Raw genomic sequence first — 15,659 nt, 5'->3', positions numbered from 1 at the left:
CCTGTCAATTAATAGTAACTGTCATGACAGCCATTGTATTTCAACAGGTTAATCCTCCCCCGGGGCAGCAGCCAGCTCCTTCAGGGTACTGATGCTGGCATTCAGCTCAAACCCAACCAGCAATATAAAGGAGTTAAAATAAATGAACAGCATCAGGATCAGGATGGTGCCAATGGAGCCGTAGATCTTATTGTAGTTGGCAAAATTGTTCACAAAATAAGAGAACCCCAGCGTTACCAGTATCATCAGCACGGTAGCAAAGGTAGAGCCGGCGGTAATGAACTTCCAGCGTTTGGTTCTGGCAGGCGCAAAACGGTAAATAACCGCCAGGATGGAAAAGAACAACAAAATGATCAGCAGCCAGCGGATCACATCTATACTGGAGCGGATCAACGTACTGTGAATATTCAGCAGGTTAAAAACGTAACGTAAAATGGCGCCCTGCGCAATGATCAGCACCACCGTAATTAACAGCAGCAGCACCAGCACCGCTGTTAGCTGTAAGGCCAGCAGCCTGGTGCGCCACCACTTGCGCCGCCGGAAGCCGGGCTGCTCTTTGTTAAAAGAGCGCATAATACCCATTAACCCGTTAGATGAATAAAAGAAGCCCATCAAGAATGAGATCGACAACAGGCCCGTGCGGTTGGTGTACAGGAAGTCATGGATCATGTTCCGCACGATCATATACGTGTTGTAGTTAGGCGTAACATCCTCCGCAAGCCGGTACAGCGTGGGTTCTATATTCTTCATAGGAATGAACGGCACCAGCGTGAACAGGAATATGAAAAAAGGCGGTATGGCCAGCAGGAAGTTGAATGAAATAGCCGCTGCGCGATCGCCCAGGCTTTTGCTTTTGGTGTCTTTCAGAAAAAACTTCAGCACATCATACAACGGCAAACCCTGGAAACCGGGCAGCACCAGCCTTTGGCTAATGCCTACCAGCTTGCGGTAAGGCCTTGTATTGCGTAACAGTTTTTTGAGATTGAGCATACCCGAAATGTGCCCGGCTAAATTAGGATTTTAAAATAAAGTAAATGATCTCCGCACATTCATCTGCACAATAAAGTAATAATCTCCACATTCATCTGCACATCTGCATATCCGCACATCTGCACATTATTTAGTATCCCGCCTTGTTCAGCGCTGCCTGGTATTTATGTGCATTTTCAAGATGCTCCTGGTAGGTAGCTGCAAAGGCATGGTAACCGGAAAAATCAGACCTCGCGCAGAAATAGATGTAATCTGTTTCCGGTGTGTTCAGCACTGCATCCAGCGTTTTCACAGAGGGGGTGCAAATAGGGCCCGGTGGCAGCCCGCCATAACGGTAAGTGTTATACGGAGAGTCGAACTGGGTATGTCCTTCGCGGATACGCTTCAGCCCAAAGTCCTGCAGGGCAAATTTCACGGTAGGATCGGCCTGCAGGCGCATGCCTTTTTTATAACGGTTCAGGTACACGCTGGCGATCAGCGGTTTTTCATCATTCTTATTGGTCTCTTCCTCCACAATGGCGGCCAGTATGGTTACTTCGTTCATGCTCAGGCCCAGGTTGCGGGCTTTAGCTTTCCGTTCTGCATTCCAGAATTCCTCCCTTTCTTTTTCCAGCTTTTCAAAGGCGGTTTCGGCAGAGGTGTTCCAGTAATATTCATACGTATTCGGCACTACTGCGCACATTACGGTATTGGAATCCAGGCCGAATTGGCGCAGGTATACCTGGTCGTGCAGCAGTAAACGCAGGGCGGTGGAATCGGCCTCCAGGTTGTTGGAGATCTTTCTTACAAAATCATCCTTGGTGCGTAGCTTGGTAATAACCAGCTGCACCGGCGCCTGTTTGCCGGAGCGCAGCAGCTTTACGATCTCAAAATTGCTCATGCCCCACTTGATCTGGTAGCGGCCGGCTTTTACGCGGGATGGGTAGCCCAGCCGCCGCGCTACAAAGTCAAAGCTGTTACGGCTGCTTACAATATTCTGCTCTTCAAGCCCTTCCAGTACATTGGAATAGGTGCTGCCGGTGCGTATATAAAAGTATTTCTTATCGGCAAAAGCACTGGTATTCGGGCCAAATACGCGATAGGCAATGAATACCAGCACACCTGCAATGATTGCGCAAACAATCACTACTGCCCGCCGGATCCAGGAAGCCTTTTTTGTTTTTGTCTTTTTAGATGCGTTGTTTCTCTTAGTAGTTGCCATAGTGGTTTTACATAAAAAAACCTCGCGTTTTAACGGCGAGGTCCGGAAATGGATTTATAAACAAACGTTTATTTTTTGTTAGGAGCCGGTTGCTGCTGCGGCGTAGCAGGCAAAGTAGCCGGCGGCGCAGTAGGCTGTGGTACAGGACGGCCTGCATTCTGTTCCATAATGGTTTTAGACTGCTGCTGTACGGCTGCGTTCTTGTCAACGAAGAAAGAAGAGGTCAGACACAGTACTGCAATGATGGCAGCCAGCACCCACGTACCTTTTTCCAGCACATCTGTTGTTTGGCGTACGCCCATTACCTGGTTACCAAAACCACCGAAAGAGCCGGATAAACCGCCCCCCTTGGGGTTCTGTATCAGTACAAAGAAACCCAGCAGCACACAAGCCAGAATGATCACAATACCAAAGAGTAATAACATAAGTATATCAGTATTTCCTGTTAATTTTTATTTGAACCGGACTGCATTTGCATTTGCTGCGATTGCAGTTCCTGGATCTTTTGCGCAAAATAAGTGCTTTTGTTGGGATTAAGCAAACTTAATTTTTGATATATCTGGATGGCCGTCTGGTACTGGCGTTGGCGCGCCCAGATCTCAGCCAGCGTCTCGGAAACAATATCATCATTCAGGGTAATGGATTCCATGGCCATTTTCTCCACTGTTTCAGATACTTCCGGGTCCGTGTCCGTATAACTGCGGGTCAGCTGCTCATGATACCAGTCTTTATTGGCCTTTTGGGCAAAACCCTGTTTCATTTCCCGCAGCCAGTCGGTGAAGCTGCGCATTTCTGCGGCGCCTTTTTCATTGAGATCATCTGCCTGATCGGGCTCTTTCAGCTTTTTATAGGCAAAATAATCATCGGTATATAAAGGCTGGAAGGTGAGCGTGGTTTCTGTTTCCTCCTGCCTTTCAAAAGGAAAGATCTTCAGCGGCTCTTCCTCAGGTGAGGCAGGCGCTGCGGCGGCAGGCGATGTATAGGTTTCAGGCGCAGCGGCTTCCGGAGCGGCAGCCTCCACCTCTGTATCGTCATTTTCAGCTAAAATATCCAGCTGCTGCTGCTCTGAGGTTGCCCATAGCGCATCCGATGGTTTGGTGGGCGGCGCTTCGATCTCGTCCTCCTCTTCTGCCCACTCTTCCTCTACCACAGCATCGGACGGCTGAGCGGTATCCAGCTCTACTGGTTTCCCCCATTCATCCACCACCGATTCAAATTCCGATGGGGCAGGGGTGGCTGTACCTGCAGCCGGTTCTTCGGCCCACTCGTCCACCACGGTTTCAATTTCATCGGCCACGCCGGGCGTAATGCCTGTGCCAGCCACTATTTCAGAAGGTACTTCGGCCGTTTCATCTGCCGGCGCCATTGCAGCCGGCGCATCCACTTCCGGTAGCTCCAGGTTGGCCAACGGCGTTGGATCTGCCGGTGTATAAGTGGTAGGCGTAAATGCCGAATCTATCAGGGACGTAACCTGTGGCGTAGTACTTTTTTCCAGCTCACCCGTCACAAACTGGAAAAAGTAGTGCGGGTTATTGCTGTAGAGCTGTGCCTTTTTAATAGCAGGTGCATGCAGGTTCAGGTACCGGTCGTAACTTTTCTGCGCCAGCAGCAGGCGGGCGGCGGTAAAATACGGGTAGTCCGTCACCATCTGCTCCAATGCAGCTTCAGACACCTGCGGCAGTGACGGTTCCTGGAAAATATGCTGAATGATCCTGTTTGCGGTCATATGCTGCTAATATATGAATATTATTTATATCTGTATCCTACCAGTTTGCAAAAGCCCTGTTAAAGATGGCGTCCGTGATCTGCGGAATGATGGTTTCATCCAGCAAACGGTTCTCCACCTGGCTTGGCAGCTGATCTGCCTGGAAGTCGGCCGACTGTGAAAAAGGTTGGGTCCAGCCCTTTTTATCGCCTACCCGTTTAATAAACACTACGTTAATGGTTACGGTTAAGCGGGAGGTAGCTGCCTTATCCACGTTGGTTACCGCGGCATTGGAGAAGTTATAACCGGTAATAGTGGCTTTAAATTCATAGTCCGCATTATCCTCGTTGATCTGCGTTAGCTTGGTTTGCGACTGGATCTTGTTGCGTATTTTTTCCGATACCCGCTGGCTCAGGGTTGGGTTGTTAATAGGCGCCCTGTTCTCCACAAAACGCACATTTACGGTTTTTGCTCCCTGGTCAATACTGGCGCCGGAGGTGGAATATTTTACGGAGCATCCGCCCAAAACTAACAGGACTACAGCGGTTATACTCACTTTCAGTAATCTGATCATCTCTCTATAAGAATGTAATGATTTAATGGATGGTGCTCACAAAGGTAATCAATCACCAATGTTATACTCTTTCAGTTTACGGTATAAGGTCCGCTCTGAAATACCCAGGTCCAGGGCCGCATCTTTTCTTTTTCCTTTATGTTTTTTAAGCGCTTTTACGATCAGCTCTTTTTCTTTATCGGCAATGGAAAGGGTTTCCTCCACTTCCTCATGATGGTCTATATCATGATCCTGCAAAATAATACGCGAGGGCGCCGGCAGCACATTATTATTTTCTGTGGGTGCAAAATTATGCAGCACATGCTCATGATTATTTTCCTGGTAAGCTGCGGCATGCGCTATGTTTGGATTTTGCAGGATGTCAAAGAACATCTTCTTCAGCTCTGTAACATCTTTTTTCATGTCAAAGAACAGCTTGTAAAGAATGTCCCTTTCACTTGCAAAATCGCTGCTGCCCTGCTGTGGCAAGGCCAGCATAGGCAGGCGGGAGGTATTGGGCACTTCCGGTAAAAAGCGTTGCAGCTCCTGCGCGGTTACCAGCTTATCATTCGCCAGCACAGAGATCTGTTCTGCCATGTTCTTCAGCTCCCGCACATTACCGCGCCAGGGATAATTGATCAGTATATTACGCGCCTCATCATCCAGCTGAATGGAGGGGGTTTTATACCGCTCTGAAAAATCTACGCTGAACTTGCGGAACAGCAGGGGAATATCCTCCTTACGGTCCCGCAGGGATGGTACGCGGATGGGCACTGTATTTAAACGGTAATAGAGGTCCTCGCGGAACTTGCCGTGCTGCGTTTGTTCCAGCAGATCGCGGTTAGTGGCGGCTATTACACGTACGTCTGTTTTCTGCACTTTGGATGAGCCCACGCGGATGAACTCCCCGGTTTCCAGCACCCGCAGCAGGCGGGCCTGGGTGCCCAGCGGCATTTCGCCAATTTCATCCAGGAAAATAGTGCCGCCGTTCACGGTTTCAAAATATCCTTTACGGCTGTCTACTGCGCCGGTGAAAGAGCCTTTTTCGTGGCCAAACAGCTCCGAATCAATAGTGCCTTCCGGGATGGCGCCGCAGTTCACTGCTATGAACGGGTTATGCTTACGTGCGCTTAATGCATGGATGATGGTAGAAAATACTTCCTTACCCACACCGCTTTCCCCAAAGATCATTACTGTGAGGTCGGTGTTGGCCACTTGCGCCGCCACCTGCAGGGCATAGTTCAATGCAGGTGAATTTCCAATAATGCCAAATCTGTTCTTTATCGACTGTATTTCCATAGCATCTGCCTCCGGCTTAATGTTTTTTATATCAACAGGTATGGGTTACACTACCTTGCCTATTAAGGTAGCGGCGGTACAATCTACCACCTTTACCTGCACATACTGTCCTTTTTCGTAATTGCCCCTCGGGAAAACGATCACCTTGTTCTGATCATTCCTTCCAAAGAGGTCATTTTCTGAGCGTTTGGAAGTGCCTTCTATCAGCACCTTAAACGTTTTTCCCAGGTCTTTTTGCATGCTTTCCAGGGCCTGCCTGCGGTGCAGCTCCACCACTTCGGCCAGCCGGCGTTTTTTCACGTCCTCCGGCACATCATCCTGGTAACGGCGGGCGGCCAGGGTACCCGGGCGCTCTGAGTAAAAGAACATGTAGGCCAGGTCGTACTTCGCAAACTCCATCATGCTCAGGGTGTCCTGGTGGTCTTCTTCCGTTTCGGTACAGAACCCGGTGATAATGTCGGTTGAAAGGCCGCAGTCCGGCAGTATTTCACGGATGCGCGCTACTTTTTTCATGTACCATTCCCGGGTATAGGTGCGGTTCATGAGCTGCAGCACACGGGTGCTGCCGCTTTGCACGGGCAGGTGAATATAGTTGCAGATGTTCTCGTGCTTAGCCATGGTGTGCAGCACCTCATCCGTAATATCTTTGGGATGGGAGGTGCTGAAACGTACGCGCAGCAGGGGACTGATCTGCGCTACCTTTTCCAGCAGGCCGGCAAAGGTAATGATCTCTTCCTGTGCAGTTTCCGGTGAAACGCCCACCCAGTAATAGGAATCCACGTTCTGTCCCAGCAGCGTTACCTCACGGTAGCCGTTGTTGAACAGGGCCGCTGCTTCCTGGATAACGGAATAGGGATCGCGGCTGCGTTCCCGGCCACGGGTAAAGGGCACCACGCAAAAAGTGCACATATTATTACAGCCCCGCATAATGGATACAAAGGCGGTTACGCCATTGCTGTCCAGCCTAACGGGGTTAATGTCTGCATAGGTTTCTTCCCGGCTTAAAAGCACATTCACTGCTTTCTGGCCGGTTTCTGCTTCTTCTACCAGCGCCGGCAGGGTACGATAGGCATCCGGTCCCACTACCAGGTCCACCAGCTTTTCCTCTTCCAGCAGCTTGGCTTTCAGGCGTTCGGCCATACAGCCTAATACGCCTACCAGCATACCGGGATTGCTTTGCTTTAGCTTGCGGAACTCCTGCAGGCGCTTACGCACGGTTTGTTCCGCCTTCTCGCGGATCGAGCAGGTATTGAGCAGTATCAGGTCGGCCTCCTCATAGTTACGGGTGGCCCCAAAACCTTCCTGGTTCATAATGGAAGCCACGATCTCACTATCGTTAAAGTTCATCTGGCAACCATAACTTTCTATGTAGAATTTCTTATGATACGTTTGGTCAACAGCCGCTTGCGGGGCGAAGGCTTCACCCTGGCGGCTTTCATCATGCACTTTTGTAACCTGTTCCAGCATCGTTCTGTCAGAAAATTTTAGAATAGCAAAAGTAATAAATTAAATGGAAAAATGACAGAATGGCAGCAGTAGAAAGGTTATGTTGTGGTTATATATGTTCGAGGATGAATTTAGGGTCTATTTTAAGTTTTGTATAGATGGCTTTCAGGAACTCTACATCCGGCTCCCGCTTGCCATTTAAGATCTGTGAGAGCTTGGATTCATTAATACCTAACAAGGCAGCCATCTCTTTCTGCTTCATTTTCATTTCAAACATTTTCATGGAGATCATACCGGAAAGGGTAGTGGGCATAGGAAGGGAATAATGTTCCGCTTCATATTTTTCTGCGGCAGTTACCAAAGATTGAAGATGCAGCAGCTCTTTTTCAGTAAGCTGCTGTTCGCCCTTTTTCATGAGGGCATGGATCTCCTGCATCACCGCATCATAATCTCTTTCGGAAGAGATAGTGGGGGAAAGATTTTTATTCATAGTTTTTATGACATGCAATTGGGTATACACATCACCCATGTATACCTTGGGCCTGAACAGTTAAAGGTCGTTCAGGTTTAACCTATCATACTGAATATGCGTACCAATGAATCGTATATACACGGTACGCACTTTGAAGATAATGCGGGCAATCAGACGGTAATCATTGCCCTTGATATTAAAAACATACAGATCATTCCCTACATAATCTGCATGGTTAAATGACTGTTTTAATGCTGTAAAGTTACTCCAATCTGCCTGGTTGGTAATACTGAACCAATGCCATAAGGGGTCAATAGAATCAGGATGAATAGCCGCAAATTCATTGATCACCTTGCGTGATATAATGACCATTACGTCGTTATTTGGGTAAAAGTAAATCATTTCTTGTGGATTATTAAATAAAATTTCAAAAAATGAAATTATTGCTAATTAAATTAGTATTTCAGAAATGATCAAAGTAATGGTGAGATTTAACAAACAACCTTATTTGATCGTGAACTTTGAGTGAGAGAGAGGAGCGGGAAACGGGGCTCGAACCCGCCACCTACGGCTTGGGAAGCCGTCGCTCTACCAAATGAGCTATTCCCGCTTATCGGTTTATCCAAAGAATAAACCGGGTGTCAAATGTAAAGATTATTTTGAAACGCTGGCTACTTTCTTCATCACCCAGCTGTCTTTTACCGGCTGCAGCCACTTTTCTTCCAGCTCCTGTTTGGTAAGCACTGTATTATTCAGGTACAGGGTGTTCTCGTTAATGAAGCCTTTTTCAAAAGCATAGGCCAATTGCGCCATGGGCAACAATTCCAGCTGATCCTTCACTACAAAGCCCAGCAGCAGCCGGTCAAATAAATTTACTTCGTACTGGCGTTCCAGGCTTTTGATAACCCGTACAGAGCTATCGGTGCTGCAGCCGCTTACACCGGTGGCATTTTCATCGGCCATCAACACGATCACCTGGTTAAAGAACAGTTGTCCAAAACCCTTTACCGGCGTGCCGTGCGATTGCCATTGCGTAGCAAACTGGTGCAATTGCTCATTAATTTCAAGGGCTTCCCGTTCATTGAACGGGCGGTTGCTCTGGTATATCCATACGCGGGAGTCGGGTGCAAAATCCGCGGGTAATAATTGTTTTATTGCTGCTATCGTCATAATACTGCAAAGCTACGATATTCACATTAATCGCCCAGCTGTTTGGCTACTATCTCGGCAATGTCCAGCACCTGAACGCTGTCTTCCTTGCCCTGCTCTTTTACGCCATCCGTAAGCATGGTCATACAAAAGGGGCAGTTGGCGGCAATTACGGTAGCGCCTGTATCCACGGCTTCACGGCCGCGTTCAAAGTTCACGCGGGTAGTACCTTTTTCTTCTTCCTTGAACATTTGCGCACCGCCGGCGCCACAGCACAGTCCTTTGCTGCGGCAGCGTTTCATTTCCACCAGCTCGGCATCCAGCGCTTCCAGCACTTTGCGCGGGGCTTCATAAATGTTATTGGCCCGGCCCAGGTAGCAGGAGTCGTGGTAGGTGATCCGGCGGCCTTTGAAGGTGCCGCCTTCCGTCATTTTTATTTTGCCTTCGTCTATCAGCTGTTGTAAAAAGGAGGTATGGTGCAGCACTTCATAGTTACCGCCCAGCTCCGGGTATTCATTTTTGAAAATGTTGAAGCAGTGCGGACAGGCCGTAACAATTTTCTTTACACCATAACCATTCAGCACCTGGATATTGTTCTGCGCCATCATCTGGAATATGAACTCATTGCCTGCCCTGCGGGCCGGATCGCCGGTGCAGCTTTCTTCCTTACCCAGGATGGCAAAGCGGATGCCTGCTTTATCCAGGATGGTTGCAAAAGCTTTGGTGATCTTTTGTGCCCGCTGATCAAAGCTGCCTGCGCATCCCACCCAAAAGAGCACTTCCGGTGTTTCGCCGCTGGCGGCGTATTCGGCCATTGTTTTAATCGTCATCTTTTGTTTATTTGAAGTGATCCTGTTCGTTTAATTATCCCTGCATTTCTACAGCCCATTTATCCCGGTCGTCCGGCGAGAACTTCCAGGGCGCCATATTATTTTCAATATTGCTGAACATCATATTCCATTCTGCCGGCGCGCTGGATTCTTCCATCACCAAATGCCGGCGCAGCTGCAAGATGATGTGCAACGGGTTAATGCTTACCGGGCACTCCTGCACACAGGCGTTACAGGTAGTGCAGGCGCGCAGCTCTTCTTCAGAAATATAATCGCGCAGCAGAGCTTTGCCATCTTCCTGGAAAGTACCCTGTTTATTAAGCACGCGGCCAATTTCTTCTGCCCGGTCGCGGGTATCCATCATGATCTTACGGGGCGAGAGCTTTTTGCCGGTAATATTCGCAGGGCAGGCAGCAGTGCAACGCCCGCATTCCGTGCAGCTGTAGGCGTCCAGCAGGTTTTTCCAGGTAAGGTCCTGCACGTCTTTGGCGCCAAACTTAGGGATACCTTCTGCCGGGGGCTCACTGGCAGCCAGCTCCGGCTGCAGCATCAGCTGTACTTCTTTTTGTACGGCAGGCATGTTCTCCATTTTACCCTTAGGCCGCAGATCGGCGTAATAGGCGTTGGGAAATGCCAGGATGATATGTAAATGTTTTGAATAAGGCAGGTAGTTCAGAAAAGCCAGCACACCTAAAATATGCAGCCACCAGCAACCACGCTCCAAGGCTATTAAGCTGCTGTCGGACAGGCCGTTCAATAAAGGTGTGAGCAGGCCGGAGATCCAGAAATTGCCGGTAGCTATATAATGCTCTGAGCCACGGCTTTGCAGCACCTGGTCGGCGGTGTTCATGGTAAGGAATAATACCATCAGCACTATTTCCGTGATCAGGATATAATTGGCGTCTGAGCGGGGCCACCCGTCCAGGTCATGGCCAATAAAACGTTTCAGTTTCAGGATATTGCGGCGTATTAAAAAGATGGCGCAGCCGCTGAGCACCAGCACGGCCAGGATCTCAAAACAGCCTATCAGCACGGGGTATAAGCTGCCTAAGGGTGATGCAAATAGGCGGTGTGTGCCTATTGCCCCGTCCAGGATGATCTCCAGGATCTCAGCATTAATAATAATAAAGCCCGCATATACGAAAAAGTGCAGTACAGCTACCAGCGGGTTGCGGAACATTTTCTTTTGTCCAAAGGCCAGTAATAATACATTACGCCAGCGTTCCCCGGGGTTATCATTTAAGGATACATCGCGCCCCAGCAGTATATTACGCCTGATCTCCCGCACCTTACGGGCAAACAGGTATACGGCTGCTGCTAATACTATTACAAATAAAAGCTGCTGTACTAAATGCATATTCCAGATTTGACTTTTCTAATTTACGGTTTATTGGCAATGTAAGTAATTTTTTACAGTCCATGGTCGATGGTCCATAGTCCATAGCCCTGATCATTTGGAGGTACTTCGGGGTTTACCAGCTGCCTGCGCACGTAATGCATATTTTTACGTTAAATGCCATGGACTATGGACCATCGACCATGGACCCCAATTTTTATTACTTTTGCACTCATCAAAGCATCCATATGGCAACAAAAAACGTGATCCTTACCCAGGACATTATTCAAAAAAAACTGGAACGTATTGCTTATGAAATATATGAGCACAACAGCACGGAGCCGGAAGTGATACTGGTTGGTATATGGGACCGGGGCATGATACTGGCGCAAAAAATAGCCGGGATCCTGCAAAAGATCGCGCCGTTTAAGATAAAGCTGATAGAGCTGCGCCTGGATAAGCAACATCCCCTGGAGGTAAAGCTGTCTGAAAATACAGACCTGAACGATAAGGTAATTATATTAATAGATGATGTAGCCAACTCCGGCCGTACCATGTTATATGCCCTGAAACCTTTTCTGCAATACCTGCCGCGTAAGATCCAGACCGCGGTGCTGGTAGACCGTAAGCATAAATCTTTCCCGTTAACAGTGGATTTTACCGGTTACTTACTCTCCACCAGCCTGCAGGATATGATCATGGTGGATGTGGAAGGAGAGGAGATTCTTTCTGCGTACCTGGTTTAAGGTAAAAGCATAAAGCAAAAAGCATAAAGCTATGTGCGCGGTTCGCTGCATTGGCTTTATGCTTTTTGCTTTATGCTTTCAGCTCTTATTTCAGCTTCATATCCTTTATAATCTTCTGTACACGCTCATCCAGCTGGGTATTCACCTGGTCAAAGTCTTTAGCTGCTGCTAATGGCTGCTGCACACTAAAGTAGAACTTGATCTTGGGTTCCGTACCGGAAGGCCTTGCAGAGATCTTGCTGCCATCTTCCAGTATAAACTGCAGTACATTGGATTTAGGCAGGTTAATAGCCTCTGTAGCGCCGGTTTTCAGGTCTTTCACCTGCTGCAGCTGGTAATCGTACAGCTTTACTACCGGCGAGCCGTTGATGGTGGCCGGCGGTGCATCCCGGTAGCTGCGCATCATGTCGGCAATTTCATCAGCGCCTTTCATACCTTTTTTGGTGATGGAGATCAGCTGCTCTTTATAGAAACCGTATTTAACGTAAATGTCTATCAGCTGCTCATACAGGGAGCGGCCTTCATTACGGGCATAGGCGGCCATTTCGCAGATCATGGCTACAGATGCAATGGCATCCTTGTCGCGCACGTTGTCGCCTATCATATATCCGTAGGATTCTTCCCCGCCGCAAATGAACTTTTCCTTGCCTTCTTTTTCGCGGATCATATCGGCAATCCACTTAAAGCCGGTCAGTACATTGTAGCAGCGTACGCCGTTCTTGGCGGCAAATACGTCTATCAGGTCAGAGGTTACCACGGTTTTGCCTACAAAGTCGGTAGGTCCGCTCAGGCCTTTCTTTTTGCGGCCTTCAATAATATAATTGAACAGCAGCACGGCGGTTTGGTTACCGTTCAGCAGTATCCATTCCCCTTTCAGGTCTTTTACGGCAATGCCTACACGATCCGCGTCAGGATCCGTACCTAATAAGATAGCTGCATCCAGCTCTTTGGCCTTTTTAAGACCCATGCTCATGGCTTCCGACTCTTCCGGGTTAGGATATACCACGGTAGGGAAGTTACCATCCGGCGTAGCCTGCTCCTGTACCACCTGTACATTGGTAAAGCCAAAACGTTTCAGTATTTCAGGCACCAGGGTAATACCGGTACCGTGAATGGGCGTGTACACGATCTTCATATCGTGCTGGGCCGCTATAATGTCCGGGTTAATGGACAGGCTTTTGAGCATTTGCAGGTAGGCCTCGTCTACGTCCTTACCAATAGCAGTAATATTGGCTTCGCCGCCGCTCCACTTCACTTCATCTATACCGGCTATTTTCTCTACTTCTATAATTACATTTTTATCGTGCGGGGGCACCAGCTGGCCGCCATCGTCCCAATAGGCTTTATAACCATTGTATTCCTTGGGGTTGTGGGAGGCGGTCAGCACTATGCCGCCCTGGCATTTCAGGTGGCGGATGGTGAAAGACAGCTCCGGGGTGGGGCGCAGGCTCTCGAACAGGAACACTTTAATGCCATTGGCAGCCATTACGTTGGCTGTTACTTCCGCAAAATAACGGCTGTTATTGCGGCTGTCGTGGGCAATGGCTATTTTGATCTCACCTTTTACAGCTTTTTTCAGGTAGTTGGCAAAACCCTGGGTGGCCATACCTACGGTATATTTGTTCATCCGGTTAGTGCCTACGCCCATAATGCCGCGTAAGCCGCCGGTGCCAAACTCCAGGTTACGGTAAAAAGCGTCGGCCAGCTCATCGGGGTTGCCGCGCTGCAGTTGCTGAACGGCGGCCACGGTTTCGGCATCAAAACCGCCTTGCAACCACTGGTTTACCTTGTTCTCGATATTAGTATCCATGTTCCTGTTTTATTTGAGGTCCAAATATAAAGAGGAAAAAACGTATTTCCCCTGCTGTGGACATTCCTAATGTTAGTAAAAAAGCGGAAAGCCGAAAGCGGAAAGCAAAAAGCAGTCCAAACACTCCGCTGCAGTAGCTTTATGCTTTCTGCTTTCGGCTTTCCGCTCAAACAAGTAATCCACACCCCATTGAAAATTGACCGGTTTGGTTAATTTTGCGGCTATGAGGCGGTACGACGATTCTTACAAGCAAAAAGGATTGCGGAAACAATTGGTAGACACACTTCGGCAGAAAGGCATCACAGACGAAAATGTATTAGCGGCTATCAACAACATTCCCAGGCATTATTTCTTAGACACCGCGTTTGAAGGCATTGCATATGAGGACCGGGCATTCCCGATAGGCGAGGGGCAAACCATTTCCCAGCCCTACACCGTAGCCTACCAGACCCAATTGCTGGAAGTAAAACCTTTTGAAAAAATACTTGAAATAGGTACGGGCAGTGCCTACCAGGCTTGCGTATTAGGCGAGCTAAAGGCCAACCTGTTCACCATAGAACGGCAAAAAAAGCTGTTTGACCAGGTAAAACAATTCCCTTTTAAATCCCGTTACCCCACCATCCGCTTCTTTTATGGGGATGGCTATGAAGGATTGCCCACTTTTGCCCCTTTTGATAAGGTACTGATCACTGCGGCGGCGCCGCAAACACCGCCCAAGCTGCTGCAGCAAATGAAGATCGGGGGTAAGATGGTGGTGCCGGTAGGCGGCAGCGAGATCCAGCGCATGATCCGCATCACCAAAACAGGCGATAATGATTATGAGCAGGAAACCTTTGATAACTTCTCTTTTGTACCTATGCTCTCGGGGAAAAGATCCTAATTCATAATGATGGGCTCTTCTTCAACCTGTTTCTTTTTCTTAAACATATTCGGATCCATCTTCCCAAAGCGGTAACGCAGGTTCAGGCGAATGAAACGCGTGGTGCGTTTGCGCTCATAGTCCTGTATAAAAGCATCGGTTTCGTAGTGGTTGCTGAATTGCTGGGTATTTAACAGGTCGGAGATATTCAGGGAAATAGCCAGCGCATTATTCTTCAGAAGCTCCTTACGCAGGCCCAGGTCTATACCGTTCATAGCTTTGGTAGTGCCCTGCGGCGATACGCGTGGCGAGCGGTAATGCCCCTGCAGCTGTACATTAAAGTGAGAAGGCAAACGAAGCGTGCTGTTTACATTCACACCATAGGTGAGGTATTCATTGGTAAGGGTGCTGAAGCTGCCGGATCCTGTAAGCTTGCTATATTCCAGGTTCAGGTTACTGGTCACATCCCACCAGCGGAAAAGGTGCAGCTGGTAGGTAAAGTTGCCACCCCAGTCCTGGTCTTTGGCCAGGTTCATGGGTTTGGTGGTGGTAATGCCGGTAATGGTGTCCAGTATGCTAAGGCGGTCTATATCATCATTAGCCTGTGAGTAATACACACCGGTATTCAGGAAGTCGTGCGATTTAGGATAATACTGCGAATAGTTCACTTCAAACTTATGGGTGAGCGAAGGCTGCAGATCCGGGTTTCCGGTGCGTATGTTCTGCGGATCGGAGTTATTAATATAAGGCAGCAGGTCATTAAAATCCGGCCGGTCCACGCGGGTAGCGTAGTTGAACACCAGGCTCTGGTCCTGGTTCTTGGGTAGATTGTACTTCAGGAACACACTGGGAAATACGTTAAAGAAATGATTGTCTACCGCAGCATTCTGGCTGTAAGAGTATCCTTTTAACTGGGCCTGCTCTATACGGGCACCTACCTGGTAGCCCAGGTTACCAATAGCGCTGGATACATTTACATAACCAGCATAAATATTTTGTTTGTAGGAGTAGGTGTTGGAAAGGCTGTTGCTTTTCTCAAACTGGTCCGTATCATAATTAAACAGCAGGGCGGTGTAATCATTATCTATTTTCCGGAAAGTACCTTTTACACCCGCTTCAAACTTACCTTTTTTACCCATGGGCGTGGTGTAGTCCGACTGTGCATTCCAGAACTGGTTATGATTAAGGCCGGTGTTGGACTGCCGGTCCGGATCCTGTGCACCGCCGGGTTTCTGGTACAGCGTATAGTAGTCACTGTTATTA

The 15,659-nt window shown here is 48.5% G+C and carries 16 protein-coding genes and 1 tRNA gene; 2 read left to right on the top strand and 15 right to left on the bottom strand.

From position 1 onward, the window contains the following. Positions 1-48: 48 nt before the first annotated feature. From VIM87_RS29105 to VIM87_RS29045, 13 genes are all read right to left on the bottom strand, one after another. Positions 49-990 (bottom strand): YihY/virulence factor BrkB family protein, encoded by a 942-nt coding sequence (locus VIM87_RS29105; protein ID WP_332000382.1) that lies wholly within the window; start codon positions 988-990, stop codon positions 49-51. Between the two features lie 130 nt (positions 991-1,120). Continuing rightward, positions 1,121-2,191: an endolytic transglycosylase MltG gene (gene mltG, locus VIM87_RS29100; protein WP_332000381.1), complete on the bottom strand. Its 1,071-nt coding sequence runs from the start codon at positions 2,189-2,191 to the stop codon at positions 1,121-1,123. A 68-nt stretch (positions 2,192-2,259) separates the two neighbouring features. Next, positions 2,260-2,616 (bottom strand): preprotein translocase subunit SecG, encoded by a 357-nt coding sequence (secG, locus tag VIM87_RS29095; RefSeq protein ID WP_089912065.1) that lies wholly within the window; start codon positions 2,614-2,616, stop codon positions 2,260-2,262. A 20-nt stretch (positions 2,617-2,636) separates the two neighbouring features. Beyond that, positions 2,637-3,917, bottom strand: coding sequence for a hypothetical protein (locus VIM87_RS29090; protein ID WP_332000380.1), 1,281 nt, complete (start codon positions 3,915-3,917; stop codon positions 2,637-2,639). Between the two features lie 37 nt (positions 3,918-3,954). Then, positions 3,955-4,470: an LPS assembly lipoprotein LptE gene (lptE, locus tag VIM87_RS29085; RefSeq protein WP_332000379.1), complete on the bottom strand. Its 516-nt coding sequence runs from the start codon at positions 4,468-4,470 to the stop codon at positions 3,955-3,957. A 48-nt stretch (positions 4,471-4,518) separates the two neighbouring features. After that, positions 4,519-5,748: a sigma-54 dependent transcriptional regulator gene (locus VIM87_RS29080; RefSeq protein WP_332000378.1), complete on the bottom strand. Its 1,230-nt coding sequence runs from the start codon at positions 5,746-5,748 to the stop codon at positions 4,519-4,521. A 45-nt stretch (positions 5,749-5,793) separates the two neighbouring features. Continuing rightward, complete coding sequence (gene miaB / locus VIM87_RS29075; RefSeq protein ID WP_332000377.1) at positions 5,794-7,215, bottom strand: tRNA (N6-isopentenyl adenosine(37)-C2)-methylthiotransferase MiaB; 1,422 nt, start codon at positions 7,213-7,215, stop codon at positions 5,794-5,796. An 88-nt stretch (positions 7,216-7,303) separates the two neighbouring features. Next, positions 7,304-7,684 (bottom strand): helix-turn-helix domain-containing protein, encoded by a 381-nt coding sequence (locus tag VIM87_RS29070; RefSeq protein WP_332000376.1) that lies wholly within the window; start codon positions 7,682-7,684, stop codon positions 7,304-7,306. A 60-nt stretch (positions 7,685-7,744) separates the two neighbouring features. Then, on the bottom strand, positions 7,745-8,038 hold the full coding sequence (locus VIM87_RS29065; RefSeq protein ID WP_332000375.1) for a type II toxin-antitoxin system HigB family toxin: 294 nt from the start codon (positions 8,036-8,038) through the stop codon (positions 7,745-7,747). Positions 8,039-8,203: 165 nt separating this feature from the next. After that, positions 8,204-8,276, bottom strand: a tRNA-Gly gene (locus tag VIM87_RS29060). Between the two features lie 44 nt (positions 8,277-8,320). Then, positions 8,321-8,836, bottom strand: a complete 516-nt coding sequence (locus VIM87_RS29055; protein WP_332000374.1) for a hypothetical protein — start codon at positions 8,834-8,836, stop codon at positions 8,321-8,323. A gap of 26 nt (positions 8,837-8,862) precedes the next feature. Next, positions 8,863-9,645, bottom strand: a complete 783-nt coding sequence (locus VIM87_RS29050) for a (Fe-S)-binding protein (RefSeq protein WP_332000373.1) — start codon at positions 9,643-9,645, stop codon at positions 8,863-8,865. Between the two features lie 34 nt (positions 9,646-9,679). Then, complete coding sequence (locus VIM87_RS29045; RefSeq protein WP_332000372.1) at positions 9,680-11,002, bottom strand: (Fe-S)-binding protein; 1,323 nt, start codon at positions 11,000-11,002, stop codon at positions 9,680-9,682. A 227-nt stretch (positions 11,003-11,229) separates the two neighbouring features. Between VIM87_RS29045 and VIM87_RS29040 the strand changes: the two genes are divergently transcribed. Further along, positions 11,230-11,727 carry a phosphoribosyltransferase family protein gene (locus VIM87_RS29040; protein WP_332000371.1) on the top strand — a complete coding sequence of 166 codons (498 nt, stop codon included), beginning with the start codon at positions 11,230-11,232 and terminating at the stop codon, positions 11,725-11,727. A gap of 85 nt (positions 11,728-11,812) precedes the next feature. Here VIM87_RS29040 and VIM87_RS29035 read toward each other — a convergent pair whose 3' ends face one another. Further along, positions 11,813-13,537, bottom strand: coding sequence for a phospho-sugar mutase (locus tag VIM87_RS29035; protein WP_332000370.1), 1,725 nt, complete (start codon positions 13,535-13,537; stop codon positions 11,813-11,815). 223 nt (positions 13,538-13,760) lie between these two features. On the opposite strand from VIM87_RS29035, the gene VIM87_RS29030 reads away from it, so the two are divergent. Continuing rightward, positions 13,761-14,417: a protein-L-isoaspartate(D-aspartate) O-methyltransferase gene (locus VIM87_RS29030; protein ID WP_332000369.1), complete on the top strand. Its 657-nt coding sequence runs from the start codon at positions 13,761-13,763 to the stop codon at positions 14,415-14,417. Here the strand turns inward: VIM87_RS29030 and VIM87_RS29025 are convergent. After that, a partial coding sequence (locus VIM87_RS29025; protein WP_332000368.1) for an outer membrane beta-barrel family protein occupies positions 14,414-15,659 on the bottom strand: 1,246 nt, incomplete at its 5' end. The genes VIM87_RS29030 and VIM87_RS29025 overlap by 4 nt on opposite strands.

Source organism: Chitinophaga sp. (genome assembly GCF_036569125.1).
Lineage (GTDB): Bacteria > Bacteroidota > Bacteroidia > Chitinophagales > Chitinophagaceae > Chitinophaga.
This window is presented reverse-complemented; position numbering and strand designations above follow the sequence as displayed.

Coding starts and splice junctions, on each gene's coding strand:
- VIM87_RS29105 (WP_332000382.1), bottom strand. CDS start 990: ATGCTCAATCTCAAAAAACTGTTACGCAATACAAGGCCTTACCGCAAG.
- mltG (WP_332000381.1), bottom strand. CDS start 2,191: ATGGCAACTACTAAGAGAAACAACGCATCTAAAAAGACAAAAACAAAA.
- secG (WP_089912065.1), bottom strand. CDS start 2,616: ATGTTATTACTCTTTGGTATTGTGATCATTCTGGCTTGTGTGCTGCTG.
- VIM87_RS29090 (WP_332000380.1), bottom strand. CDS start 3,917: ATGACCGCAAACAGGATCATTCAGCATATTTTCCAGGAACCGTCACTG.
- lptE (WP_332000379.1), bottom strand. CDS start 4,470: ATGATCAGATTACTGAAAGTGAGTATAACCGCTGTAGTCCTGTTAGTT.
- VIM87_RS29080 (WP_332000378.1), bottom strand. CDS start 5,748: ATGGAAATACAGTCGATAAAGAACAGATTTGGCATTATTGGAAATTCA.
- miaB (WP_332000377.1), bottom strand. CDS start 7,215: ATGCTGGAACAGGTTACAAAAGTGCATGATGAAAGCCGCCAGGGTGAA.
- VIM87_RS29070 (WP_332000376.1), bottom strand. CDS start 7,684: ATGAATAAAAATCTTTCCCCCACTATCTCTTCCGAAAGAGATTATGAT.
- VIM87_RS29065 (WP_332000375.1), bottom strand. CDS start 8,038: ATGGTCATTATATCACGCAAGGTGATCAATGAATTTGCGGCTATTCAT.
- VIM87_RS29055 (WP_332000374.1), bottom strand. CDS start 8,836: ATGACGATAGCAGCAATAAAACAATTATTACCCGCGGATTTTGCACCC.
- VIM87_RS29050 (WP_332000373.1), bottom strand. CDS start 9,645: ATGACGATTAAAACAATGGCCGAATACGCCGCCAGCGGCGAAACACCG.
- VIM87_RS29045 (WP_332000372.1), bottom strand. CDS start 11,002: ATGCATTTAGTACAGCAGCTTTTATTTGTAATAGTATTAGCAGCAGCC.
- VIM87_RS29040 (WP_332000371.1), top strand. CDS start 11,230: ATGGCAACAAAAAACGTGATCCTTACCCAGGACATTATTCAAAAAAAA.
- VIM87_RS29035 (WP_332000370.1), bottom strand. CDS start 13,537: ATGGATACTAATATCGAGAACAAGGTAAACCAGTGGTTGCAAGGCGGT.
- VIM87_RS29030 (WP_332000369.1), top strand. CDS start 13,761: ATGAGGCGGTACGACGATTCTTACAAGCAAAAAGGATTGCGGAAACAA.